Below are 22,467 nucleotides of genomic sequence, written 5' to 3'. Positions count from 1 at the left end.
CGCTCGTATCAGCCCTGCAGCTTCACCACGGCATCGATCAGCTGGCCGTAGGTCTCGATCTCGGCCTGCTGGTTCATGCTGATGATGATGTCGAACTCGTCCTCGATCGCGGCGACAAAATCCATCACGGTCAGGCTGTCGAACTCCAGGTCCCCGGCAAAGGTGCTCGCATCGGTGATCTCCACGCCCTTCTTGTTGAAGGGTTCGATGATCCCGGCGATCTTTTCAGCGGTAGCGGCGCGATCCATTGTCTTCATGCTCCGATTGATTTTGCGGCGCTCTGGCCGATGAATGGGGCGGAAAAGCGGCGCGGGGCACTAAAAGTCAAGCTACGGCCTTTTCGACCAAGCCCTTCACGGCCGCCATGAACGGTCCGATCGAGACCGGCTTGGCGAGATAACCCTCGGCCCCGGCGTCGCGGATCCGCTCTTCGTCGCCCTTGCCGGCATAGGCGGTGACAGCGAGTACTGGGATCTGGCGCAGCACGGCATCGGCCTTGGTCGCCTCGATCAGGTCAAGGCCTGAAACGTTGGGCAGCTGGATATCCATTATGATCAGGTTGGGGACGAAGCTGCGCGCCCTGTCGAGCGCTTCCAGCCCATCGGCGCAGGGTTCCACGGCATAGCCCTGACTGCGCAGCACATCGCAGAACAGCTTGCGGTTGAGGTCGTTGTCCTCGACAACCAGGATACGCTTTGCCATGCGCAATGTCCTACACTGTTACTGCAGAGGCCCGCAATTCTTCGCGAACCCCAATCCCCCGTCGACCCCTTTGCCCTGGCGCTGGGCGCGCTCGTCTGGGTGCTGGCCGATTCGCCAAGGGCCGAGCGGCTGCTGGCGCTGACCGGACTGGATGCTGATGCCTTGCGCTCGGGCCTTGCCGATCCGGCCGTGCTGGGCGCTGTGCTTGAGTTCCTTGCAGCACACGAACCTGACCTTTGTGCCGCAGCCGAGCATTTGGGGGTTGCGCCGCAGGCCTTGATCGCGGCACGAGATTCGCTGACATGACGAAACCCCTGATCATTTCCGATTGCGACGAAGTGCTGCTGCACATGGTCGTCCCCTTTGCCCAATGGCTGGACGAAACGCAGGGCGTATCGTTCTCGATGGTCGGCAACGATTTCAGCCGCGCGGTCCGTTGGAAGGACAGCGGCGAGCTGGTCGAAGGGCCGAAGATCTGGGAATTCCTGCAAGGCTTTTTCGACAACGAGATGCACCGGCAATACCCGATCGCCGGCGCGGTCAGCGCGATCAACACTCTGGCCGAACATGCTGACGTGGTGATCCTGACCAACCTGCACGACAAGCACAACGAGGCGCGCCGCCGGCAACTCCTCGATCACGGGATCGAGGCGCGGGTCTTTACCAACCAGGGCCCGAAAGGTCCGGCGCTGCAAGCGATCCTCGACGAGTATCGGCCGAGCCACGCGGTGTTCATCGACGATATCGCCAATCACCACGGTTCGGTGAAGGAGATTGCCCCGCATATCGACCGGCTGCACCTGTGCGGTGAACCGACGCTGGCCCCGCACATTTCCTGCGCCTTTGAGGCGGGCAACGCGCACGCCCGGATCGACACCTGGGACCACGCGCTGCCGTGGCTGCTTGGGCGGATCAATGGAGAGAAGAATGACTGACGCCGAAGTCGAAGCGAAGCTGGCCGAACTGGGCCTGACCCTGCCCGCCGCGGCAGCGCCGGTGGCGGCCTACGTCCCGGTGGTCGTTTCGGGCGGGCATGCTTTCGTTTCGGGCCAGGTCTCGTTCGTCGATGGCGCGCTGCTGAAGGGGCGATTGGGCGAGGACCTCACAGTCGAAGACGGGATCCGTGCCGCGCAAGGCTGCGGCCTGATGATCCTGGCCCAGCTGAAGGCTGCCCTCGGTTCGTTCGATCGGGTCGAGCGGATCGTCAAGCTGGGCGGCTTCGTCAATTGCACCGGCGATTTCACTGACCAGCCCAAGGTGGTGAACGGCGCCTCGGAACTGATGGTCGCCGTGTTCGGCGAGGCGGGCAAGCATGCCCGTGCCGCTGTCGGCGTGCCCAGCCTGCCGCTGGGCTGCGCGGTCGAAGTCGATGCCATTGTCGCCCTTCGCGCCGATTGACCGCTGGCGGGTGCCCGTGCCCGATCCGGCACGGGTGCGCTGGCTGCGCGAGTGGGCGTTTGCCCATCGCGGTCTGCATGGCCCGGGTGTTCCGGAAAACTCGCCAGCTGCGTTTGCCGGGGCGATTGCACGGGGGCTGGGTATCGAATGCGACATCCAGCGCTCGAGCGACGGCCAGGCAATGGTCTTTCACGATCCCACGCTGGATCGGCTGACTACCGAGACCGGTCCTGTCGCCCGGCGCAGCGCCGCAGAACTGGGCCGGATCGGCCTGGCTGGCGGACAGGATACGATCCCGACATTGCGCCAGCTGTTGGATCAGGTGGCGGGCCAGGTGCCGCTGCTGATCGAAATCAAGTCGCCCAGGGACGATCACCGCCGGATCAGCGCGCTGTGCCTGTCGGTCCGGCGTGTGCTGGAGGGCTACCAGGGGCCGCACGCGATCATGAGCTTCGATCCCCGGATTGTCCGTTGGTTCGCCGATCATTCGTCGCTGACCCTGCGCGGTCTCGTTGTGACCGAGGAGAATGACAAGGCGTTGCCCGGCATGATCCGCCGCCGCCTGTCGTTGTGGCATGCCCGGCCGCAGTTCCTCGCCTATGACATCCGCGACCTGCCCAGCCGCTTTGCCGCCATCCAGCGCGCGCGCGGTCTGCCTGTCACGACCTGGACGGTGCGCAGCGTCGAACACCGCGAACGGGCCGCCATCCATGCCGATGCACCGATTGCGGAGGGCGCGGGGATCGCGTGAGCAGTACTCCGATCGAGGCGCGGGTCCTGACTAGGGTGGGCGAAGTGCCGGCCGCCGAGTGGGATGCGCTGACGGGGGGCAACCCCTTTCTCAGCCATGCCTTTCTGACCGCGCTGGAAGATTCGGGCTCGGTCGGGCCTGGCACTGGCTGGACCCCGGCCCCGATTGCGATCAACGGCGCCGATGGGCGCCTGGCAGCGGCGCTGCCGGCTTACCTCAAGGGACATAGCCAGGGCGAATACGTGTTCGATCATGCCTGGGCCGATGCCTGGCACCGGGCGGGCGGCAGTTACTACCCCAAGCTCCAGATCGCCGTACCCTTCACGCCGGCCACCGGACCGCGTCTGTTGCTGGGCGATCCGGCGCTGGCCACACCGCTGCTGCGCGCGGCCGAGCAGCTTTGTGAGGCCAATGGCCTGTCATCGGCCCACGCCACTTTCATCGCGCCAGAACAGGTGCCGCTGTTCGAAACGGCTGGTTGGTTGCTGCGCAGCGATATCCAGTTCCACTGGGAGAATCGGGGCTATGCCAGCTTCGACGACTTTCTGGGCGCACTATCCAGCCGCAAGCGCAAGGACATCCGCAAGGAACGCGCCGCCGCCCAGGCCGGACTGGAAATCCGGCACATTACCGGAGCGGACTTGTCTGAAACCCATTGGGATGCCTTCTGGCACTTCTACCAGGATACCGGCGCGCGCAAATGGGGGCGCCCCTATCTGAGCCGCGAGGCCTTCAGCCTGCTGGGGCAGCGGATGGCTGACCGGATCCTGCTGATCCTGGCGCTGGTCGAGGGGCAGCCGGTTGCGGGCGCCTTGAACTTCATCGGGCCGGATGCTCTCTACGGCCGCTATTGGGGGGCCGTCGTCGACAAGCCGTTCCTGCATTTCGAGCTGTGCTATTATCAGGCGATCGACGCCGCGATCCGGCTGGGCCTCGATCGCGTGGAGGCGGGAGCGCAGGGCGGGCACAAGCTGGCCCGGGGCTATGAGCCGGTCGAAACACGATCGGCTCATTACATCGTTCATCCCGGCTTTCGCGAGGCCGTGGCAGATTTTCTTGATCGCGAACGGCGCGGGGTCGAAGCGGACCGGCTGTTCCTCGCGGTACGCGCGCCCTTCAGAAAAGGCTGAGGCCGTTCAGGCCGCCTTGCGCACGGCCGCCGAGAGCCATTCGCGGGCGCGCCGCTGGGCTTCGGCGATCTCGCGGGCCGTCATCTCGTCGGAGACATCGGCGCGGCAGAGCGCGGCTTCGGCATGACCGGCGGCGGCGGCCAGGTTGAACCACTTGTGTGCTTCGATCAGGTCGCAGTCGACGCCGTGGCTGCCGGTCGAATAGGCCACACCAAGATCGTAGTAGGCGCTCGTATCCCCCTGGGCCGCGGCGGCCAGACAAGTGGCGACCAGCAGGTCTTCTCCGGCTTCGATCATCGGCTTCACGGTCGCGAAGGCTTCAGTGTGGATCCAGGTCGTGCTCATTTTTCCAACCCCCAATTCGATCCGGGTCCCTGTTGCCCGGTTACAGGCCAAAACTTGCGGAACTTGGTCAACAAAAGGTTAACGCAGCAGAAAGTCTTTTCGGTGACATGCAATTGGCCGGTTAACCCCGGTTTACGCGCAAATGGGTAACTGCCTGTGGAATGTCTCCAAAGCGCTGCATTGCCGCTTGTGCGGGCCTTGCCCCCCCACTATAGGCGCGCTCGAAAACCGGCGTCTGGTAGCTATCGGGAAAACCCGGGGCAGCAGGGACCTCGCTGGGTCCGTTCGGTTGGGTGTGGAGAGTTTATGGCAACGGTTCTGGGCGAAGAGATTGACGTCCTTGCCAAGGCGAAGCGTTCGCTTGGCGGCGATTATACCCCGAGTGACAGCGAAGAATACATGTGCGAGGCGCAGCTGGACTATTACCGGCGACTGCTGCTCGAATGGAAGAAGCTGATCCTGTCGGCAGCGCAGGACACCCTGCAATCGCTCCAGGATGGCCCGATCCGGGAACCCGATCTCAATGACCGGGCTTCGAGCGAGACGGACTGGGGGATCGAACTGCGTACCCGTGATCGTCAGCGCAAGCTGATCGCCAAGATCGATTCGGCGCTGCGCCGGATCGAAGAGGGCGAATACGGCTATTGCGAGGTTACCGGGGAACCGATCGGCCTGGGTCGACTGTCGGCTCGCCCGATCGCGACCATGACGGTCGAAGCCCAGGAAGCGCATGAGCGCCGCGAGAAGATTTCGCGCGACGATTAAGCCTTCCGACAGGCGAAAACTCGGTTGAAGCGGCGCTGCCCGCAGGGATCCGATCTGGCGTTAACCGCATCTTTGGCATTCCGGTTTAGTCTTCGGCGATGGCATCTCGGCTAGTTCCCTTGTTCCGAGGGGGCAGGCCTAGAACGGAACCAGGAGTACGAGACGCGACCATGGGCGGGAACGAGCATCGGCAGATCACGCGCGACAGCCTGTTCCTTTCGGCTGACCTGCGGATCGACGGAATCGAGGGCGAGCACAAGGTGCGCGTGCGCAACCTGTCGTCCGGCGGCCTCATGGCCGACGGTGGCCCGCAATTGCAGCGCGGCGTCCTGGTCTGGATCCAGCTTCGCAATATCGGCTGGGTCGAAGGGACGGTCGCCTGGGTCCAGGACAGCCGCTGCGGGATCGCCTTCCGGGAAGAGATCGATCCGAAGCTGGCACGTGCGCCCGTTACGACCGGGGATGGCCCGCCGCGGTTTGTCCGCACGCCCCTGGTCCCCCAGCCCGACTTTACGACCCTGCGCAAGATCTGACGCGCGGGCCTGTCCGCCCTCGTTCTAATCGGCTAAGCAGGGTGCATGTCGCCCAAGCTGCGCCGCCTGTTGTCTCCGCTTGCCCCGCTCGTTGCGCTGGGTGCCTGCAATTCGGCCAGCGATCGCGCGGTCGAAGCGGTGGTTATCGGAGAACCTGGTTCGCTGTTCGCGAGTGGCCCACGGCTTCCCCTGGCGGCCCAGCTGGTGCGTTCATCGACCATCGAAGGACTGGTCGGCTTCGACGAGCGCGGCCGAGTGGTTCCGGCGCTGGCCGACCGCTGGATCGTTACAGACGATGGGCTCAGTTACATCTTCCGCCTGCGTGACGGGACCTGGCCCGACAAGACGCCGCTGACTGGCGACAATGCCCGGGCGGCGCTCGTTCAGGCGATCGCCGCGCTGCGCGGCACAGCCCTGGCGCAGGATCTGTCCGGAATTGCCGAGGTGCGGGCGATGGCGGGTCGGGTGGTCGAAATCCGCCTTCGCCAGCAACAGCCCGATTTCCTGCAACTTCTGGCTCAGCCGGAGCTGGGCCTGGCCCGCAAGGGTCGCGGGGCAGGGCCGATGCGCCTGAAGCGCGAAGAAGGCAGCGTGCTGCTCACTCCAATTGCGCCAGAGGATCGCGGCCTCCCCCAGGTTGAAGGGTGGGCGGAACGGAGCCGCAAGCTGCGGCTTTCGGCACTGCCTGCCGAGCGGGCGATCTCCCGCTTCAACGCGGGCGAAGCGGACGTGGTCCTGGGCGGGCGGCTGGCTGATTTCCCGCGGCTTGATGCGAGCGGCGTGTCGCGCGGGGCAATCCGGCTCGATCCGGTGGCGGGCCTGTTTGGCCTTGCGGTTGTCGCTCCCCAGGGATTTCTTGCCGCGGCGGAAAACCGCGAAGCGATCGCCATGACGATCGATCGAGATGCCCTGGCCATTGCGCTCAATGTCGGCGGCTGGGCTGCCACGACGCGGATCGTCAATCCGGGCGCGGGCGACGATAACGGGACGGTGGGCGAGCGCTGGCCCGGTGAAGAACTGGCGGAACGCCGCGCCACGGCCGCCGCGCGCGTGGCGCGCTGGAGAGCGGACAAGGGGCGCCCACAGTTGCGGATCGCCTTGCCCACCGGACCCGGCAGCGATTTGCTGTTCACCCGCCTGCGCAGCGATCTTGAGGCAATCGGCATAGCTTCCCGCAAGGTTGCCGAAAATGCCCCTGCCGACTTGCGGCTGGTCGACACGGTCGCGCGTTATCCGCGCGCCGGCTGGTTCCTCAACCAGCTCAGCTGCACCAATGTCCGCACCCTGTGCAGTGCTGCCGCCGATCGCCTGGCCGCCCAGGCCCTTGCCGAGACAGATCCGGCCCGGCGCGCTGACCTATTCGCCCAGGCTGAGGCCCAACTGACCATCGCCAACAGCTTCATCCCCTTCGGCGTACCAATCCGCTGGTCGCTGATCAGTGGCAGCACGACGGGGTTCATGCCCAACCCCTGGAACGTGCATCCCTTGTTGCCGCTGGCCATGCTCCCCAAATAGGGGGTCAAATAGGCAGCCTCGGCCAGGTCGATCGCTAGCGGCAAGGAAATGGTGATGGACAGTCTCAACCGGCTCAACCGACCCCGGCGCATGGATCCGCTGACGACGGATATCCCGCTCGGCAGCGATCCGCTGTCGGTCCGGCGCCGGATCGAGGTATTGGAGCGCCTGCTCGAAGGGCTGGTGGAAATCCCGGTCCTGCGCCGCAAAGTCGGCCTTGATGCCATTGCCGGGGTAGTACCGGTAGTGGGCGATCTGCTGACTGCCGGGTTGGGGCTTTACCTGGTCTGGGAGGCCCGCAATCTGGGCCTGCCGAAGTGGCAGCTGTGGCGGATGGCGGCCAATGTCGGATTTGACAGCCTGATTGGCGCAGTGCCTGTCGCCGGGGATCTCTTCGACCTGCTTTATCGCTCGAATACCCGTAACCTGCGGATTATCCGCAAGCATCTGGATCGGCATCATCCGGCCACAAAGGTGATCGAAACCTGACCGCGATACCCCGCGACTCGCCGGAATCCGCGCGTTTACGAGAAATTAACCTTTCCTCTTCATTGGTCATATGGTTAATGGCTGGCAATGACCCTTACGAAAGGGTTGTTGTCGTAAACGGGGCAAAGGGGGGACGACCCATGCGCGTACTGCTGATCGAGGACGAGCCGACCACGGCGCGGGCTATTGAGCTGATGCTCACCACCGAGGGTTTCAACGTCTATTCGACCGACCTGGGCGAAGAGGGCTTGGACCTTGGCAAGCTCTATGACTACGACATCATCCTCCTCGACCTGAACCTGCCCGACATGCACGGGTACGACGTGCTCAAGAAGCTGCGCGTCGCCAAGGTCCAGACCCCGGTGCTGATCCTGTCCGGTATCAGCGAGATGGACTCCAAGGTGCGCTCGTTCGGCTTCGGGGCTGACGATTACGTGACCAAGCCGTTCCACCGCGAGGAACTCGTGGCCCGGATTCATGCCGTGGTGCGCCGTTCCAAGGGCCATTCGCAGTCGGTCATCCGCACCGGCAAGCTGGCCGTGAACCTGGATGCCAAGACCGTCGAGGTCGATGGTGCCCGCGTCCACCTGACCGGCAAGGAATATGCGATGCTCGAGCTGCTTTCGCTGCGCAAGGGCACCACGCTGACCAAGGAAATGTTCCTGAACCACCTTTATGGCGGGATGGACGAACCCGAACTCAAGATCATCGACGTGTTCATCTGCAAGCTGCGCAAGAAGCTTGCGCATGCCTGCGGCGGCGAGAACTACATCGAGACCGTCTGGGGCCGCGGCTATGTGTTGCGCGATCCGGGTGAAGAAGCGGTCGCCGCCTGATCTTTTCCGTGTCATTGCCATACCATTGCGGCTCGCCCCTTTCGGCGGGCCGTTTTGGTTTGTAAGGGGCGCGGATGACCGCGCACAAATCCGGCGATCCGACCACGATTAACCGCCTCTATGGCCGCGCCAAGGGCAAGCCCCTGCGCGCCGGGCAACAGGCCCTGGTTGACCAGCTTTTGCCGCAGATTTCCGTGCCTGAAGAGGGCGAGGTGACGGCGGTTGGCCTGTTCGGACAGGATTGCCCGCTCCATTTCGAGATCGGCTTTGGCGGGGGTGAGCACATGGCGGCGCGGGCCGACATGCTGCCCGACCATGGCTTCATCGGAGCCGAGCCGTTCCTCAACGGGGTGGCCCAGGCGCTGGTCCACGTGTCGGGCGATCATGGGGCACACCCGCCTTTGGGCAACGTTCGGATATACCACGGCGATGCCCTGGATGTCCTTAAACGCATACCAGACGGTCACCTGAGCTTCCTGTACCTGCTACATCCCGACCCCTGGCCCAAGGCACGCCATGCCAAGCGGCGGATGATGAACGATGGCCCGGTCGATCTGTTCGCGGCCAAGCTGAAACCGGGCGGCGAATTCCGCTTTGGCACCGATCACCCGGTCTATGTCCGTCACGCCCTGATGGTGATGCGGCGTCATGCCCATCAATTCGAATGGCTGACGCAGGAGCCGCGCGATTTCCAGGTCCGTCCCGGCGGCTGGCCCGAAACGCGCTATGAGCACAAGGCCCGCGCCGTCTATGGCCACGAGGTCTGGTACTTCCGCTATAGGCGCAAGGCGGGCTGACCAATATCAGCCGGGACGCCTCGCCCCGATGATCGGGGCGACCCGCCGCAGGATAATTTCGCTTCGGCGCTGAAGCGAAAAACTTTGTGGCGTCGGTCATTTACAAACTCTAGCTTTTCGATCGACATTAACCGAGCGCGGAGTCGGTCGTGGATCTTGCCGGTATCGATCTTGCCTACCTGCTCCCCTTCATTGCCGTGGGCTTTGCCGCCCAGTTGGTCGATGGCGCACTGGGCATGGCCTTTGGCGTGATCTCGAACACCTTGCTGGTCGGCGTGCTGGGCGTCCCCCCGGCCCAGGCCTCGCAGCGGGTCCACCTGGTCGAATGCTTCACCACCGCGGCATCGGGAATCAGCCACCTGCTGCACGGCAATATCGATGGGAAGCTCTTCTTCCGCCTGCTGGTGCCGGGCGTGATCGGCGGCATCGCCGGTGCCTATGTGCTGACCTCGCTCCATGCCGACGTGGTCAAGCCCTTCGTCCTGACCTACCTTGCCGGGATCGGCCTCTACCTCCTGTGGCGCGGGCTGTTCTATCCGCCCAAGCTGCGCGAGGCGAAGCTGGTGGCGCCGCTGGGCCTGGTCGGCGGGTTCCTCGATGCGGCGGGTGGCGGCGGCTGGGGCCCGGTGGTTACGTCCAACCTGCTGATCCAGGGGGCCGACCCGCGCAAGGTGGTAGGCACGGTCAATTCGGTCGAGTTTTTCCTGACGCTGACGATCAGCGCCACCTTCATCTATCACCTCGGGCTGGCCGATGTGGCCGGGGCGACGCTGGGCCTGCTGATCGGCGGGGTGGCGGCCGCGCCGCTCGGCGCCTGGGCGGCCAAGCATTTCCCGCCCAAGGCCATGCTGATCCTGGTCGGCGTCGTGCTGTCGCTGACCAGCGGCTACGGAGTTTATCGCGCGCTGGGGTAAGTGGACCAGCCCCCGCGCGCCACCGGGGCGCCCTTCGCGGCACAATCACCGCGAAGGGCAGACCCGGCGAAGATCAGCCCGCGACGCCTGCCGCGGCCAGCACGGCGAGGGTCAGCACATCGGGCGCGATCGCGGTCATCGGGATGACCTGGACCGGCTTTTCCATCCCGATCAGCATCGGCCCGATCGTGGCATTGCCCGCCAGTTCGCGCAGCAGCTTGGCGGAGATGTTGGCCGATTGCAGCCCCGGCATGACCAGCACGTTGGCCGGTGCGGTCAGGCGGCTGAAGGGATAGTTCTTCATGACCGTCGGGTTGAGCGCGGCATCGGGGGCCACTTCGCCTTCGTATTCGAAGCCGGGATTCTCGGCATCGAGCAGCGCCACTGCATCGCGGATGTTTTCCAGATAGCGGCCCGGCGGGTTGCCGAAGGTGGAATAGGACAGGAAGGCCACCCGCGGCTCATGTCCCAGGCGGCGGGCGACGGCGGCGGTTTCCTTGGCGATCACCGCCAGTTCGGCCGCATTCGGCCGCTCGTTCACCGTCGTGTCGGCCAGGAACACGGTATAGTTCTTGCCGATCATCAGGTGAATGCCGAAGGGCAGGCGGCCCTCCTGCGGTTCCAGCACCTGGCGCACTTCGCGGATGGTCTGGGCAAAGGTGCGGGTCTTGCCCGTCACCATGGCATCGCCCACCCCCAGCTTGAGCAGCAGCGAGGCAAAGACATTGCGGTCCTGGTTGACCATGCGGCGCACGTCGCGTTCCAGGAAGCCGCGCCGCTGGAGCTTGTCGTAAAGCAGCTCGACCATGGCCGGCACGTGTTCGCTTACGGCCGAATTCTCGATATGCCAGGCATTCGGGTCTTCCACGCCCAGCTCGGCCAGCTTGGCCTTGACCTGTTCGGTCCGGCCAACCAGCACCGGTTCGCCATAACCGAAATCCCGGTACTGGATCGCGGCGCGCAGCACGATCTCGTCCTCGGCCTCGGCAAAGATCACCCGCTTGGGGTTGGCCTTCACCTGTTCATAGACCTGGGTCAGGACCGAGGTGGTGGGGTTGAGGCGCGCCTTCAGGCTGGTGCGATAGGCGTCGAAATCCTCGATCGGCTTCTGGGCCACGCCGGTGTCCATCGCCGCCTTGGCTACGGCCGAGGAAACGACTTCCATCAGCCGCGGATCGAACGGCGCGGGGATGATGTATTCCGGGCCGAACTGGTGGTTCTTGCCATAGGCGGCGGCCACTTCATCGGGCACCTGTTCGCGGGCCAGCTCGGCAATCGCCTTGGCGGCGGCGATCTTCATCTCCTCGTTGATCGCGGTGGCCCGCACGTCCAGCGCGCCGCGGAAGATGAAGGGGAAACCCAGCACATTGTTGACCTGGTTGGGATAGTCGCTGCGCCCGGTGGCGATGATCGCATCGGGCCGCACGGCCTTGGCTTCTTCGGGCCGAATTTCCGGATCGGGGTTGGCCATGGCGAAGATGATCGGCTGGGGTGCCATCTTGGCCACATATTCGGGCTTCAGCGCTCCGGCGGCGGACAGGCCCAGGAAGATGTCGGCGCCGACCAGCGCCTCTTCCAGATCGCGCGCGGCGGTGTCGATCGCATGGGCGCTCTTCCACTGGTCCATGCCGCCCTCGCGGCCGCGATAGATCACGCCGGACCGGTCGCAGACGGTCACGTTCTCGTGCCGCACGCCCATCGACTTGATCAGCGCGGTGCAGGCCAGCGCCGAGGCCCCTGCGCCGTTGACCACCACCTTCACGTCCTTGAACTCGCGGCCGGTCAGGAAACAGGCGTTGACCAGGCCGGCGGCGGCGATGATTGCCGTCCCGTGCTGGTCGTCGTGCATGACCGGGATCTTCATCCGATCGCGCAGGGCCTGCTCGATCACGAAGCATTCAGGGGCCTTGATGTCCTCAAGATTGATGCCGCCGAAGCTGGGTTCCATCATCGCCACCGCCTCGATGATTGCATCGGGGTCTTCGCTGGCCAGTTCGATGTCGATCGAATCGACGTCGGCAAAGCGCTTGAACAGCACCGCCTTGCCTTCCATCACCGGCTTCGATGCCAGCGCGCCCAGGTTGCCCATGCCAAGGATCGCGGTGCCGTTGGAGATCACGGCCACCAGGTTGCCCTTGGCGGTATATTCATAGGCGTCGGCCGGATTGTCGGCGATGGCCTGGACCGGCACGGCCACGCCCGGCGAATAGGCCAGGCTCAGGTCGCGCTGGGTCGCCATCGGCTTGCTGGCGATGATCTCGATCTTACCCGGGCGGATGGTCTTGTGATAGAACAGCGCCTCGCGCTCGGTGAAGCTGACCCGGCTCTCTTCCTTGGGGCTGGCTTCCTTGGGGGTGGCTTCTTCGGACACCGGTATCTCCTTCAATCGCCCACGCCCTAACGGAACTGGCCGCGACGGGATAGGGGAAAGCTGGCCTGCGCGCCTTTGCGCGAATCGTATTCAACCGGCTAACCCCGCAGCCGTGAACGCACCCGCCACCCCGATGATGACGCAGTACCTCGCGCTGAAGGCCGAGGCCGGGGATTGCCTACTGTTTTACCGGATGGGCGATTTCTTCGAGCTGTTCTTCGAAGATGCGAAACTTGCCGCGCAGGTGCTCGACATCGCGCTGACCAGCCGGGGCGAGCACTTGGGCGTGCCGATCCCGATGTGCGGGGTGCCGGTCCATTCGGCCGAGGGCTATCTCGCCCGGCTGATCAAGGCCGGGTGCCGGGTGGCGATCGCCGAACAGGTCGAAACGCCGGAGGAAGCGAAGAAGCGTGGCGGATCGAAGGCGCTGGTGGCGCGCGATATCGTCCGCTTCGTCACGGCCGGAACCCTGACCGAGGAAGCCCTGCTCGAACCGCGCCGCGCCAATGTGCTGGCGGCCGTGTGCGAAGTGCGCGGCACTTGCGCGATTGCCGCCTGCGACATCTCGACCGGGCGGATGGAGCTGGAGGAATGCCCGCCCGAGCGGCTGGGCGCGGCCCTCGCCCGCTTGGGGGCGAGCGAACTGGTCGCCCCAGAAGGCTGGGACGATGCGCCCGCCGAAGCCTTTCCCCGCCCTTCGCGCGATTTCGCCAGCGAGGCGGGCGAGGCGCGGCTGAAGGCCGTGCACGGCGTCGCCACGCTCGACGGGTTCGGCCAGTTCTCGCGCGCGCTGCTGGCGGCTGCAGGGGGTTTGATCGCCTATCTCGACCATGCCGGGCGCGGGAAATTGCCGCTGCTGCTGCCGCCGGTGATCGTCGGGGCCTCGGCGCACCTCGCCATGGACGAGGCGACGCGGGCCAGCCTGGAGATCCTGGTTTCGAGCCAGGGTGGCCGCAAGGGCAGCCTGGTCGAGGCGGTCGATCGCTGCGTTACCGGGGCGGGTGCGCGCCAGCTGGCCGAAGACCTCGCCGCGCCGCTGACCGATCGGGCGGCGATCGAGGAGCGACTGGCGCTAGTCGCCTGGCTGCATGGCGATGCCCTGCTGCGCGGTGACCTGCGCGCCGTGCTGCGCGCCGCGCCCGATGTCGGCCGGGCGCTGGGCCGGATCGTGGCGGGGCGGGGCAGCCCGCGCGACCTGGGCCAGCTGCGCGATGGCCTGTCCGAAGCGCGGCGGATCCACGATCATCTGTTGCACCGGGCCGACCGGCCCGCCTTGCTCGACCGGCTTCTGCCCAGCCTGTCCGGCCATGGCGCGCTGGTCGACCACCTCACCCGCGCGCTAGTCCCCAGCCCACCGACCGAGCGCGGGCAGGGCGGCTATATCGCCGAGGGCTATGACGCCGCGCTGGACGAGTTGCGGCGCATTTCCGGCGACGCCCGCCGAGCAATCGCTGCGCTGGAAGCGAAGTATCGTGACCAGACCGGGATCGCCGCGCTGAAGGTGCGCCATAATGGCGTGCTCGGCTATTTCATCGAGGTGCCGGCCGGCCGCGCCGATGCGTTGATGATGCCGGACAGCGGGTTCACCCATCGCCAGACTATGGCCGGGGCGGTGCGCTTCAACGCGCTGGCCCTGCACGAAGAGGCGAGCCGGATCGCCGAGGCAGGGGGGCATGCGCTCGCCGCCGAGGAGGCGCACTTCGAGGAAATGATCGCGCTCGCCATTGCCGCGCGGCAGTCGATTGCGGCCACGGCAGCGGCGCTGGCGCGGATTGACGTGGCCGCGGGCCTGGCCGAGCGCGCGGCCGAGGGCGGCTGGTGCCCGCCGCAAGTGGTGGACGAGCCCTGCCTTGCGATCACCGGCGGGCGGCACCCGGTGGTCGAGGCGGCGCTGGCGGCCAAGGGTGAGCGGTTCGTCGCCAACGATTGCACCCTGCTGCCCGATGACCGGCTGTGGCTGGTCGGCGGCCCCAACATGGGCGGCAAGAGCACCTTCCTGCGCCAGAACGCGCTGATCGTGCTGCTGGCCCAGGCGGGCAGCTTTGTCCCCGCCGAGGCCGCGCGGGTCGGGCTGGTTGACCGGCTGTTCAGCCGCGTGGGCGCCTCGGACAACCTCGCGCGCGGACGCTCCACCTTCATGGTCGAGATGGTCGAGACCGCCGCGATCCTCGCCCAGGCGAGCGAGCGCAGCTTCGTGATCCTCGACGAGGTCGGGCGCGGCACGTCCACCTACGATGGCCTCGCCCTCGCCTGGGCGGTGGTCGAGGCGGTGCACGGGGTCAACCGCTGCCGCTGCCTTTTCGCCACGCACTATCACGAGCTGGCCCGGCTGGCCGACAGCTGCGAGGCGCTGTCGCTCCACCACGTCCGCGCGCGCGAGTGGAAGGGCGACCTGGTGCTGCTGCACGAGGTGGCGGAAGGCCCGGCGGATCGTTCCTATGGCCTCGCGGTCGCCAAGCTGGCCGGGGTGCCCGCCCCGGTTGTGGCGCGGGCAAAGGCGGTGCTGGAACGGCTGGAAAAGGGCCGGGCCGAAACCGGCGGGCTGGCCGCGGGGCTCGGCGACCTGCCGCTGTTCGCTGCAGCAGCCGAGGCACGGGCCGACCTGGTCGACACGCTGCGCGAACGGCTCAAGGGCCTCGATGTCGATGCACTCAGCCCGCGCGAGGCGCTGGACCTGCTCTATGACCTGAAGCGCGAGGCCGGAGCGGAAGGTTGAGCTGCAGGGTTCCTTAACCTTGTGCCGCTATTGCGTGCGGAATGTTCGGGCCAAGGATCACCACGGTATTCCAGAGCCGCTGGAAAGCGGTGTTCTGGTCGCTGGGCATCCTGGCAACGGCCTATTGCACCGTGCCGATGGCCGATAGCGCGCGCCAGCAGGAAGCGGCCAAGCCGGCTGCCCCGCACAAGTCACCCTGGGCGAAGGATAACTGAGCCATGCAGCAGCTGCTGTTCCGCGATTGGCGTTTCGCCCTGCTCTGGGCCATCGGCCTGACTGCCGGAGTCGCAGCGTTCTTTGCCGAAGGTGGCGGCCACGAAGACCTGGCCAAGAGCGCGGCCGAGATCAGGGCCGCGCGGCAGGTGACCGATAGTTCTGCACCTGCCCCGGCGCCGGTCGCCGCCCCGGCAGAGGCGCCAGCCCCGGTCGCAGAAGAGGATGAAGGCCCCGGCTTTGGCGAGCCGCTGGCCGATACCACCCCGCTCGATCCCACGCCGCCGGATGAAGCGGCTAACGCGGGTTCGCCAGACGCTGCAACTCAACCATGAGGCGGGCCAGGATCGCCGGCTGCTGCCAGCGTTCCACCGCCCGCTCGGCTGCGGCCTGACCCAGTTCGGCCCGCAAGGCCGGATCGTCGGCCAGCTGTTCGATCGCGCGCGCCAGCCCGGCTGCATCGCCGGGATCGACCACCAGCCCGCAGCCATCGACCTCTGCATAAAGCCCGGTTCCGGCCTCGGTCGTCGCCACGACCGGGCGCCCCGATGCCAGCATGTTAGTGAGCTTTGACGGCAGCACCAGGTCGGCCGCTCCGGCAATCTGTGGCAGCAGGTGCAGGTCGGCCATGGCCAGCATGGCCCCCATCCGCTCGGCCGGTTGCAGATCGTGCAGCTGGACATTGCCCAGGCCCGCCGCCCGTTCGGCCAGTGCCGCGCGGTTGGGCCCTTCGCCGCAGATCACGAACATGATGTCATCGCGGTGCGCCAGCAGCCGGGCTGCATCGATCAGGATCTCGATCCCCTGCTTGCGGGCGATGTTGCCCGAATAGAGCGCCACCTTGCGCGCGCCGATGCCCCATTCGGCGCGAACATTCTCGGCCCCGGCCGCGTCCAGCGCGAAGCGGGCATTGGCCCAGTTGCGCAGTTCATAGCAGTGCTCGGCCGCCACGCCCTTTTCGACCAGCTTGGCCATCATCTGCGGGCTGATCGTCGAGACCCGGTCGCCCCGGCGCAGCACCCAGCCCTCGAGCCAGCGGCCCAGGCGCGTACCGATCCCGCGTTGCTCCATCAGCCCTGTGGCAAGCGCCGCCTCGACCTCGAAGTCCTGGACATGGATCCACAGCTTCGCGCCGCACAGGCGGGCGACGATCCAGGCGGTGATCACGCTGAGCAGCGCCGGCGCGACTGTAAAGACCACCTGCGGACGCTGCCGCCAGGCCGCAACCAGCGCGGCGGGCAGGGCGCTGAGCGCGAAGCTGGCGAGGTGCACGATCCGGTTCACCCCGCCGGGTTCGGCCGGGATGTAGTGTGGGCAGCGGACGATCCGCACCCCTGCTTCCTCGCTGCACCGCCAGCCACCCCCGGCATGGGCCGGATCGGGTCGCCACTGCGGGTAATAGGGTTTGCCGACCACGGCGGTCACGCTGTGCCCTTCGCCTGCCAGGGTTTCGGCCAGACCCGCCGAATAGGGGCCGATGCCGACCGGCTCGGGCGCATAGTTGAGCCCCAGCAGCATGATCTTCAGGCCGCTCATTGGTCCAGCCACCGGCTGATCTGCGCCATCCGGCGGGACTGGCGGCGCACCGCCGGATCGGCCAGATCGGCTAGGGTCCGGCGCAGCCGCGATCCGGCCCAGGCCAGGTAGCCGCCATCGCGATCCGAATCGCGGCGCACCGCCGTGCCATCGGCCGTGCGCACTTCACGGCGCAGGCGGCGCACCAGCCCGGTGATGCCCCCCGCCATCACCCCGGCGCTGAGCCGGGTGTCGTGATCCTGCAGCAGCAGCTCGGCCGCGGCATCGAGCAGTTCGGGCGGGGTCTGCGCGGGAGCGCCGGTAAAGTCGATCGCGGCTTCGGGGCAATGCCGCCGGACCAGGTCCAGCACCAGCCGCGCGCCGCTGCTCCAGCCTTCGCGCGCGGCCCTGGCCCAGAACCCGGCCCAGTCGAGCGGGCCGCTGGCCAGCAGCATGGCGATATCGGGCAGCAGGAGCGGGCCACAATCGAGCCGGTGGCTGTAGACCCCGTGAACGACGAGGTGGGCCAGCATGTCTTCCGGGCAGGGGTAAAGCACCCCGTCATTGCCCTGCCGGGCGCGGGCGAACATCCCGGCATCGTCGGGCGCGGGGCTGAAGTGATCGAGCCGACCCGCCGGGAACCAGGCGTGCCAGTGCAGTTCGATCGGGGTGCCGCGCGGCGCGATCAGCGGTGGCGGGCTCTTGTCGACCACCAGCAACTGCTCGATCGGCAGGTCCAGCGGTTCGTTCAGTGGCCAGCCGGCCGCCTGCAGCAGTTCCAGCGCTTCGCGGGCGCGGTCCAGCGGCACCAGCAGGTCCAGATCGCGCAGCGGCCGTTCGGCCGGATGAGGATAGGCGTGCCAGGCCAGCCAGGCGCCCTTCATCGCCAGTGGCTCGATCCCCTGTGCCCGCAGCAGGGCCAGGCAATCGGCAAGGTCGGCCTGGATCGTCAGCGTGGCGAGCGCAGCGGCGCGATAGGCCTGGGCCCACCCGGCGCGGATCGCTTCGGGCACGGCCGGATTGTCGCGCTGGCGGGCGTGAAGCAGCGGTTGCAGGCGTTGCCGGGCAGCGATCCGGTCAAGTTCGGCCCAGTCGGCGCCGCTCAGGTGATCCAGTCCCGCCGGACAGGGCTGCAACAGTGCGAGGATCTGCCGGGCCGTGGCTCCGCCTGCACGCGCCATCGCCGGTCAGTTGCGCTTGGGGACCGAGAATGTGCCCGAAACACGCCCACCGGCGCCGCCACCACGGCCATCGACGCTGGAGACGCCGCTGTTGAGATCGATCACCAGCCGTCCGCCATTGAGCGTATCGCCGCCCCGGCGCAGGGCAACATTGCCCGCCAGGGTGATCACCCGGCGGTTGAAGTCATAGATCGCCACGTCGCCGCGCGCGCTTTCGCTCCCGCGGGTCACATTGACCCCGCCAGTGGCGTCGATCCGCTGGATCTGCAGGCTGCCGGTATCGGTGAAGGCGACGGTGGTGCGTTCGGCGGTCAGGCTGAGGTTGCCCTGGCTGATCCGGACATTGCCGGCCAGCACCACCCGGTCCTGCCGGTCCTGCAGTTCCATGCGGTCGGCCTGGTAGCTGACCGGGGCATCCGTGTTGTGGCCGCCCAGCGCCTGGGCGCCCGACTGGCTCACCGCCATGATCCCAACGGCGCCGATTGCCAGGCCCGTCAGCAGCGAGCGCAGGGCAAGACGGGAAAGCGGAACCTCGGCCATCACGGCATCCTCAGCTTGCCCGGGGTCATCACCAGCCGGGCGTTTCCTTCGAGCGCGATGGTTCGCGCGTTGAGATCGGCTACTAGCCGTTCGGCGGCGAATGTGCCAGCCGGAATGGCCCCGCTGACCCCGCCATCGCCGACCACCCGCTGCCCCTTGAGGTCGATCGCGACATGGGCGGTGGTCATCCGGTAACCGTCGGCGGCGGTGAAGGTGACCGGGCCGGCCACTTCGACCGCTTCACGGTCATAGTCATAGGTTCCGCCTGCGGCGGAGAGCTGCGCCGGGCCATCCGCCATCAGGATCCGCGCCACCAGGCCCTGCATCCGCACGATCGGATCGGCGGCGGAAACCTGGACGGCATCGGCCGCGGTCACGGTGAAGGGCCGGCCCTCGTTGTCCTCGCCCCGGTACATGGCATTGACCACCCGCACCCGCTCACTGGTAACCGCCACCTTGTTGCGATCGAGCAGGAAGCTGATTTCCCCGCGCGGGAACAAGGGGCCGAGGATCATCGCCGCCAGCACCACGCCAACCGCACCCGGCAGCCAGCGCGCCAGGGTGCGAACAAGGCGGTCATGCGATCCCCCCGGCGCGGCCCACTGGCGGCGCGTATCGCGGATCCGGTCGGCGGCTTCGGTCATGCTTGGTGTTCCGCTTTGCGCTCAGGCCTCGTGGCTGAAGATGTCCTTCTCGGCCCAGCCGGCCAGGTCAAGCCGGGCGCGGACAGGCAGGAAATCGAAACAGGCCTGGGCCAGGGCCGTGCGCCCCTCGCGCTCCAGCCGGGCCACCAGGATGGTGTGCATGGCGTGGAGATAGCGCACGTCGGAGGCGGCATATTCCAGCTGCGCCTCGTTCAGGATCGGCCCGCCCCAGTCGCTCGACTGCTGCTGCTTCGACAGCTCCTTGCCCAGCAGTTCGCGCACCAGGTCCTTCAGGCCATGCCGGTCGGTATAAGTGCGCACCAGCTTGCTCGCGATCTTGGTGCAGAACACCGGTGCCGCGGTGACGCCGAGGTAATGCTCAATCGCGGCCAGGTCGAACCGGGCGAAATGATAGAGCTTGAGCCGGCCTGGATCGGCGAGGACCGCCTTGAGATGAGGCGCGGCATAGGGCGAGCCCGGGCTGAAGCGCACCAGGTGCTCATCGCCCGAACCATCGGACAATTGCACCACGCAGAGCCGGTCACGGTGAGTCAGCAGACCCATGGTTTCGGTATCGACGGCAATCGGGCCGGGGCCGAGCACGCCTGCGGGGAGATCTTCTTCGTGGAGATAGACAGCCATATCCCGATGGTGCTTAGGCCGATTGGCGCGGGGATGAAAGCCCCGCAATGGCACGGGCAGGAACGAGGTTTCGGCAATGGCTGGCAGCGATGCGGTTCCGGAAAGTTGGCAGGCGGTGCTGGAACCTGTCCTTGCCAGTCCGAAGTCGCGCAAATTGGGCGGGTTCCTGAAGGCCGAGGAGGCCGCCGGCAAGGCGATCTACCCGCCGCGCGGAACCCGCCTGGCCGCGCTGGAGCTGACCCCGCTCGATGCGGTCAAGGTCGTGATCCTGGGGCAGGACCCCTATCACGGACCGGGTCAGGCCCACGGCCTGTCGTTTTCCGTCCAGGACGGGGTGCGGGTGCCGCCCAGCCTGGTCAACATCTACAAGGAACTGGCTAGCGACCTGGGCTTGGCCGTCCCGCGCCACGGCAACCTGACCAACTGGGCCAGGCAGGGCGTGCTGCTGCTGAATGCCGCCCTCACGGTGGAGGATGGCCAGCCCGCCTCACATCAGGGCCGCGGCTGGGAGGAGATCACCGATGCCGTGGTCGCCGCCGTCGCGGCCAAGGCCGAGCCCTGCGTCTTCCTGCTTTGGGGCAGCCACGCCCAGCGCAAGGCGCAATCTGTGCCGGGGCTGATGAACAGCCATCATCTCGTACTGACGGCCCCGCATCCCAGCCCGCTTTCGGCCCACCGGGGCTTCCTTGGCTGCAAGCATTTCAGCCAGGCCAATGCCTTTCTGGCATCGCAGGGTCGCAGTGCGGTGGACTGGGCGCTCTAGGCCAGCCGCCGCAGCATCGCCTCGGCCAGCATGGGGCCGAAGCCCGGGCCCTGCTCGGGATAAAGATAGGGTTCGATCAGTTCGGCCTCAATTACGGCCAGCTGCCCATCCTCCAGCCGCACCATGTCGATCCGGGCATAGAGCGGGGCCTGGTCGAAGGGCAGCAGGGCCATGACCGCTTCGGCAGCGGCGCGGTCGGCCGGGGCGGGGTCCAGCGGGGTTTCGGTGCCACCATAGAGCGACTGGATGCGATAGTCGCCGCCGGTCGCCTGCTTGAGCAGGGCGTGGCTCAGCGCGCCATCGACGAAGATGAAGCTCAGCTCGCCCTCGCGCTGGATCGCGGGGAGGAAGGGCTGGATCATCGCCGGCTGGTCGATCCGCCAGTCAGCGGGTGGCGGATTGTCGCGGGTGAAGCTGTCCTGGCCGATCGCGCCCGCGCCCACCCGGCGCTTCACCACCACCCGGTCGGTGGCGAAGTGATCGAAGGCGGCATGCACGTCCGCAGGGTCGGCGCGTTCGGGCCAGAGCGTCGGGATCGTTACCGCGCCCCGCTGCGCCAATTCCTTCAGGTAAAGCTTGTCGGCATTCCAGCGCACCACCTCCAGCGGATTGCAGACGATCACCCCGGCGGCTTCCAGTTCGCCCAGCCGGGCCAGGAACTCGTCCTTGGCCTCGGTATAGTCCCAGGGGGTGCCAAGCCAGGCGAGGTCGAACCCGGCCAGCTCGGCCAGCGGTGCGCGCCAGTCAATCTCGGTTACCTCGGCCCGACCCTTGAGGCCATCGCGCAGCGCGCCGATCTGCAGGTCATGCTCGAAGGCATCGGGGCGGCGGGTGGGCGATCCGGGCAGGGTGGCGGGGCAGGCAAGAAAGGCGATCTTCGGCACGGGCAAGCTTTCGTTACGGTCGATTGGCCCTCTTCCATCTGGCGGATCGCCAGACAACACCTATCTGGCGCACAACAGCCGATCCCGGCGGATCGGCCCCGGAGACTGACGATGATCGAACTTCGCCCCTTCGCCTCGCTGGGTGCGGCAAACCACGGCTGGCTGGATGCCCGCCACCACTTTTCCTTCGCGAACTATCACGATCCCGCGCGAGTCCAATGGGGCGCGCTGCGGGTCTGGAACGATGACCGGATCGCGGCGAAGAGCGGCTTTCCGCCGCACCCGCACCAGGACATGGAAATCATCACCTATGTCCGCCAGGGCGCGATTACCCACCAGGACAGCCTGGGCGACAAGGGCCGGACCGAGGCGGGCGATGTCCAGGTGATGAGCGCGGGCACCGGCATCCGCCATGCCGAATACAACCTCGAGGACGAGGAGTGCCGCCTGTTCCAGATCTGGATCATGCCGGATCGCGGCGGCCATGCCCCCAGTTGGGGTACGCGCCCCTTCCCCAAGGACAGCCGTGACGGGCGGTTCGAGGTGCTGGCCTCGGGCCTGCCGGACGATGCCGAGGCGCTGAAAATCAACACCAGCGGGCGGGTCGCCGCGGCCTTCGTCAAGGCGGGGGAGACCGTGCGCTATGACACCGCGCCCGATCGGCACATTTACCTGGTGCCCGCGGCCGGGCGGGTGCGGATCGGCACGGTCGAAGCGGCGGCGCGCGATGGCGTGGCGATCACCGGCGAAAGCCAGATCGAGGTCACCGCGCTGGAAGACGCCGAACTGGTGCTGGTCGATGCGGCCTGATAGCCGGGCGTGA

General features: G+C 66.8%; 27 protein-coding genes. 17 read left to right on the top strand and 10 right to left on the bottom strand.

Annotated elements, in window-relative coordinates:
- Positions 1 to 8: 8 nt before the first annotated feature.
- Positions 9 to 248 (bottom strand): acyl carrier protein, encoded by a 240-nt coding sequence (locus O9281_RS13520; RefSeq protein ID WP_298186846.1) that lies wholly within the window; start codon positions 246 to 248, stop codon positions 9 to 11.
- Positions 249 to 324: 76 nt separating this feature from the next.
- Complete coding sequence (locus O9281_RS13515; protein WP_298186844.1) at positions 325 to 702, bottom strand: response regulator; 378 nt, start codon at positions 700 to 702, stop codon at positions 325 to 327.
- A gap of 21 nt (positions 703 to 723) precedes the next feature.
- Here O9281_RS13515 and O9281_RS13510 point away from each other — a divergent pair, with 21 nt between their 5' ends.
- The 5 genes from O9281_RS13510 to O9281_RS13490 are packed head-to-tail and all read left to right on the top strand — an operon-like array spanning position 724 to position 3,981.
- Positions 724 to 1,008, top strand: a complete 285-nt coding sequence (locus tag O9281_RS13510) for a DUF3572 family protein (protein ID WP_298186963.1) — start codon at positions 724 to 726, stop codon at positions 1,006 to 1,008.
- On the top strand, positions 1,005 to 1,637 hold the full coding sequence (locus tag O9281_RS13505; RefSeq protein ID WP_298186841.1) for an HAD family hydrolase: 633 nt from the start codon (positions 1,005 to 1,007) through the stop codon (positions 1,635 to 1,637). The genes O9281_RS13510 and O9281_RS13505 overlap by 4 nt, the downstream gene beginning before the upstream one ends.
- Positions 1,630 to 2,100: a RidA family protein gene (locus O9281_RS13500; protein ID WP_298186838.1), complete on the top strand. Its 471-nt coding sequence runs from the start codon at positions 1,630 to 1,632 to the stop codon at positions 2,098 to 2,100. The genes O9281_RS13505 and O9281_RS13500 overlap by 8 nt, the downstream gene beginning before the upstream one ends.
- The gene (locus tag O9281_RS13495) at positions 2,072 to 2,851 is read left to right on the top strand and encodes a glycerophosphodiester phosphodiesterase family protein (protein ID WP_298186835.1); all 780 of its coding nucleotides are present in this window, start codon (positions 2,072 to 2,074) and stop codon (positions 2,849 to 2,851) included. Before O9281_RS13500 ends, O9281_RS13495 begins: the two co-directional genes overlap by 29 nt.
- A complete protein-coding gene (locus tag O9281_RS13490; protein ID WP_298186833.1) occupies positions 2,848 to 3,981 on the top strand; it encodes a GNAT family N-acetyltransferase in 1,134 nt (377 codons plus the stop codon). Before O9281_RS13495 ends, O9281_RS13490 begins: the two co-directional genes overlap by 4 nt.
- 6 nt (positions 3,982 to 3,987) lie before the next feature.
- Here the strand turns inward: O9281_RS13490 and O9281_RS13485 are convergent, their stop codons facing one another.
- Positions 3,988 to 4,326: a hypothetical protein gene (locus O9281_RS13485; protein ID WP_298186830.1), complete on the bottom strand. Its 339-nt coding sequence runs from the start codon at positions 4,324 to 4,326 to the stop codon at positions 3,988 to 3,990.
- 306 nt (positions 4,327 to 4,632) lie between these two features.
- Between O9281_RS13485 and dksA the strand changes: the two genes are divergently transcribed.
- The 7 genes from dksA (at position 4,633) to O9281_RS13450 (ending at position 10,175) form a co-directional block, all read left to right on the top strand.
- A complete protein-coding gene (gene dksA, locus O9281_RS13480) occupies positions 4,633 to 5,091 on the top strand; it encodes an RNA polymerase-binding protein DksA (protein WP_298186827.1) in 459 nt (152 codons plus the stop codon).
- Positions 5,092 to 5,261: 170 nt separating this feature from the next.
- On the top strand, positions 5,262 to 5,624 hold the full coding sequence (locus O9281_RS13475) for a PilZ domain-containing protein (protein ID WP_298186824.1): 363 nt from the start codon (positions 5,262 to 5,264) through the stop codon (positions 5,622 to 5,624).
- A gap of 45 nt (positions 5,625 to 5,669) precedes the next feature.
- Positions 5,670 to 7,139 (top strand): ABC transporter substrate-binding protein, encoded by a 1,470-nt coding sequence (locus O9281_RS13470; protein WP_298186821.1) that lies wholly within the window; start codon positions 5,670 to 5,672, stop codon positions 7,137 to 7,139.
- Positions 7,140 to 7,229: 90 nt separating this feature from the next.
- Positions 7,230 to 7,628 carry a DUF4112 domain-containing protein gene (locus O9281_RS13465; RefSeq protein ID WP_298186819.1) on the top strand — a complete coding sequence of 133 codons (399 nt, stop codon included), beginning with the start codon at positions 7,230 to 7,232 and terminating at the stop codon, positions 7,626 to 7,628.
- Between the two features lie 140 nt (positions 7,629 to 7,768).
- Complete coding sequence (gene ctrA, locus O9281_RS13460) at positions 7,769 to 8,464, top strand: response regulator transcription factor CtrA (RefSeq protein ID WP_298186816.1); 696 nt, start codon at positions 7,769 to 7,771, stop codon at positions 8,462 to 8,464.
- A gap of 74 nt (positions 8,465 to 8,538) precedes the next feature.
- On the top strand, positions 8,539 to 9,261 hold the full coding sequence (locus O9281_RS13455) for a tRNA (guanosine(46)-N(7))-methyltransferase TrmB (protein WP_298186814.1): 723 nt from the start codon (positions 8,539 to 8,541) through the stop codon (positions 9,259 to 9,261).
- A gap of 149 nt (positions 9,262 to 9,410) precedes the next feature.
- Positions 9,411 to 10,175, top strand: coding sequence for a sulfite exporter TauE/SafE family protein (locus O9281_RS13450; protein ID WP_298186812.1), 765 nt, complete (start codon positions 9,411 to 9,413; stop codon positions 10,173 to 10,175).
- A 73-nt stretch (positions 10,176 to 10,248) separates the two neighbouring features.
- Here the strand turns inward: O9281_RS13450 and O9281_RS13445 are convergent, their stop codons facing one another.
- On the bottom strand, positions 10,249 to 12,546 hold the full coding sequence (locus O9281_RS13445) for an NADP-dependent malic enzyme (RefSeq protein ID WP_298186809.1): 2,298 nt from the start codon (positions 12,544 to 12,546) through the stop codon (positions 10,249 to 10,251).
- A 133-nt stretch (positions 12,547 to 12,679) separates the two neighbouring features.
- Here O9281_RS13445 and mutS point away from each other — a divergent pair, with 133 nt between their 5' ends.
- From mutS to O9281_RS13430, 3 genes are read left to right on the top strand one after another with little or no spacing between them, the layout of a single operon-like run.
- Positions 12,680 to 15,262: a DNA mismatch repair protein MutS gene (gene mutS, locus O9281_RS13440; RefSeq protein ID WP_298186962.1), complete on the top strand. Its 2,583-nt coding sequence runs from the start codon at positions 12,680 to 12,682 to the stop codon at positions 15,260 to 15,262.
- Between the two features lie 41 nt (positions 15,263 to 15,303).
- Positions 15,304 to 15,477 (top strand): hypothetical protein, encoded by a 174-nt coding sequence (locus O9281_RS13435; protein WP_298186806.1) that lies wholly within the window; start codon positions 15,304 to 15,306, stop codon positions 15,475 to 15,477.
- Positions 15,478 to 15,480: 3 nt separating this feature from the next.
- Positions 15,481 to 15,810 (top strand): hypothetical protein, encoded by a 330-nt coding sequence (locus O9281_RS13430; protein ID WP_298186804.1) that lies wholly within the window; start codon positions 15,481 to 15,483, stop codon positions 15,808 to 15,810.
- Here O9281_RS13430 and O9281_RS13425 read toward each other — a convergent pair.
- The 5 genes from O9281_RS13425 to O9281_RS13405 are packed head-to-tail and all read right to left on the bottom strand — an operon-like array spanning position 15,773 to position 19,997.
- Positions 15,773 to 17,011 carry a WcaI family glycosyltransferase gene (locus tag O9281_RS13425; RefSeq protein WP_298186802.1) on the bottom strand — a complete coding sequence of 413 codons (1,239 nt, stop codon included), beginning with the start codon at positions 17,009 to 17,011 and terminating at the stop codon, positions 15,773 to 15,775. The genes O9281_RS13430 and O9281_RS13425 overlap by 38 nt on opposite strands.
- Positions 17,008 to 18,171, bottom strand: coding sequence for a nucleotidyltransferase family protein (locus O9281_RS13420; protein ID WP_298186799.1), 1,164 nt, complete (start codon positions 18,169 to 18,171; stop codon positions 17,008 to 17,010). Before O9281_RS13420 ends, O9281_RS13425 begins: the two co-directional genes overlap by 4 nt.
- A gap of 6 nt (positions 18,172 to 18,177) precedes the next feature.
- Positions 18,178 to 18,711, bottom strand: coding sequence for an LptA/OstA family protein (locus O9281_RS13415; protein WP_298186798.1), 534 nt, complete (start codon positions 18,709 to 18,711; stop codon positions 18,178 to 18,180).
- Positions 18,711 to 19,355: an LPS export ABC transporter periplasmic protein LptC gene (locus O9281_RS13410; RefSeq protein ID WP_298186795.1), complete on the bottom strand. Its 645-nt coding sequence runs from the start codon at positions 19,353 to 19,355 to the stop codon at positions 18,711 to 18,713. Before O9281_RS13410 ends, O9281_RS13415 begins: the two co-directional genes overlap by 1 nt.
- A gap of 21 nt (positions 19,356 to 19,376) precedes the next feature.
- Complete coding sequence (locus O9281_RS13405) at positions 19,377 to 19,997, bottom strand: ribonuclease D (RefSeq protein ID WP_298186792.1); 621 nt, start codon at positions 19,995 to 19,997, stop codon at positions 19,377 to 19,379.
- A gap of 76 nt (positions 19,998 to 20,073) precedes the next feature.
- On the opposite strand from O9281_RS13405, the gene O9281_RS13400 reads away from it, so the two are divergent.
- On the top strand, positions 20,074 to 20,760 hold the full coding sequence (locus tag O9281_RS13400) for a uracil-DNA glycosylase (protein ID WP_298186790.1): 687 nt from the start codon (positions 20,074 to 20,076) through the stop codon (positions 20,758 to 20,760).
- Here O9281_RS13400 and O9281_RS13395 read toward each other — a convergent pair.
- A complete protein-coding gene (locus O9281_RS13395; protein WP_298186788.1) occupies positions 20,757 to 21,644 on the bottom strand; it encodes a hypothetical protein in 888 nt (295 codons plus the stop codon). The two genes, O9281_RS13400 and O9281_RS13395, sit on opposite strands and share 4 nt — an antisense overlap.
- 111 nt (positions 21,645 to 21,755) lie before the next feature.
- Between O9281_RS13395 and O9281_RS13390 the strand changes: the two genes are divergently transcribed.
- A complete protein-coding gene (locus O9281_RS13390; RefSeq protein WP_298186786.1) occupies positions 21,756 to 22,454 on the top strand; it encodes a pirin-like bicupin family protein in 699 nt (232 codons plus the stop codon).
- Positions 22,455 to 22,467: the final 13 nt, after the last annotated feature.

It is taken from the genome of Novosphingobium sp., assembly GCF_027531025.1.
Lineage (GTDB): Bacteria > Pseudomonadota > Alphaproteobacteria > Sphingomonadales > Sphingomonadaceae > Novosphingobium.
This window is presented reverse-complemented; position numbering and strand designations above follow the sequence as displayed.

What these genes read in the sequence shown, in the direction of transcription:
- ctrA (WP_298186816.1), top strand. Translation starts at nt 7,769, where the DNA reads ATGCGCGTACTGCTGATCGAGGACGAGCCGACCACGGCGCGGGCTATT.
- O9281_RS13410 (WP_298186795.1), bottom strand. Translation starts at nt 19,355, where the DNA reads ATGACCGAAGCCGCCGACCGGATCCGCGATACGCGCCGCCAGTGGGCC.
- dksA (WP_298186827.1), top strand. Translation starts at nt 4,633, where the DNA reads ATGGCAACGGTTCTGGGCGAAGAGATTGACGTCCTTGCCAAGGCGAAG.
- O9281_RS13475 (WP_298186824.1), top strand. Translation starts at nt 5,262, where the DNA reads ATGGGCGGGAACGAGCATCGGCAGATCACGCGCGACAGCCTGTTCCTT.
- O9281_RS13435 (WP_298186806.1), top strand. Translation starts at nt 15,304, where the DNA reads ATGTTCGGGCCAAGGATCACCACGGTATTCCAGAGCCGCTGGAAAGCG.
- O9281_RS13485 (WP_298186830.1), bottom strand. Translation starts at nt 4,326, where the DNA reads ATGAGCACGACCTGGATCCACACTGAAGCCTTCGCGACCGTGAAGCCG.
- O9281_RS13430 (WP_298186804.1), top strand. Translation starts at nt 15,481, where the DNA reads ATGCAGCAGCTGCTGTTCCGCGATTGGCGTTTCGCCCTGCTCTGGGCC.
- O9281_RS13500 (WP_298186838.1), top strand. Translation starts at nt 1,630, where the DNA reads ATGACTGACGCCGAAGTCGAAGCGAAGCTGGCCGAACTGGGCCTGACC.
- O9281_RS13470 (WP_298186821.1), top strand. Translation starts at nt 5,670, where the DNA reads ATGTCGCCCAAGCTGCGCCGCCTGTTGTCTCCGCTTGCCCCGCTCGTT.
- mutS (WP_298186962.1), top strand. Translation starts at nt 12,680, where the DNA reads ATGATGACGCAGTACCTCGCGCTGAAGGCCGAGGCCGGGGATTGCCTA.
- O9281_RS13390 (WP_298186786.1), top strand. Translation starts at nt 21,756, where the DNA reads ATGATCGAACTTCGCCCCTTCGCCTCGCTGGGTGCGGCAAACCACGGC.
- O9281_RS13420 (WP_298186799.1), bottom strand. Translation starts at nt 18,171, where the DNA reads ATGGCGCGTGCAGGCGGAGCCACGGCCCGGCAGATCCTCGCACTGTTG.
- O9281_RS13515 (WP_298186844.1), bottom strand. Translation starts at nt 702, where the DNA reads ATGGCAAAGCGTATCCTGGTTGTCGAGGACAACGACCTCAACCGCAAG.
- O9281_RS13415 (WP_298186798.1), bottom strand. Translation starts at nt 18,711, where the DNA reads ATGGCCGAGGTTCCGCTTTCCCGTCTTGCCCTGCGCTCGCTGCTGACG.
- O9281_RS13505 (WP_298186841.1), top strand. Translation starts at nt 1,005, where the DNA reads ATGACGAAACCCCTGATCATTTCCGATTGCGACGAAGTGCTGCTGCAC.
- O9281_RS13520 (WP_298186846.1), bottom strand. Translation starts at nt 248, where the DNA reads ATGGATCGCGCCGCTACCGCTGAAAAGATCGCCGGGATCATCGAACCC.
- O9281_RS13455 (WP_298186814.1), top strand. Translation starts at nt 8,539, where the DNA reads ATGACCGCGCACAAATCCGGCGATCCGACCACGATTAACCGCCTCTAT.
- O9281_RS13465 (WP_298186819.1), top strand. Translation starts at nt 7,230, where the DNA reads ATGGATCCGCTGACGACGGATATCCCGCTCGGCAGCGATCCGCTGTCG.
- O9281_RS13400 (WP_298186790.1), top strand. Translation starts at nt 20,074, where the DNA reads ATGGCTGGCAGCGATGCGGTTCCGGAAAGTTGGCAGGCGGTGCTGGAA.
- O9281_RS13495 (WP_298186835.1), top strand. Translation starts at nt 2,072, where the DNA reads ATGCCATTGTCGCCCTTCGCGCCGATTGACCGCTGGCGGGTGCCCGTG.
- O9281_RS13425 (WP_298186802.1), bottom strand. Translation starts at nt 17,011, where the DNA reads ATGAGCGGCCTGAAGATCATGCTGCTGGGGCTCAACTATGCGCCCGAG.
- O9281_RS13405 (WP_298186792.1), bottom strand. Translation starts at nt 19,997, where the DNA reads ATGGCTGTCTATCTCCACGAAGAAGATCTCCCCGCAGGCGTGCTCGGC.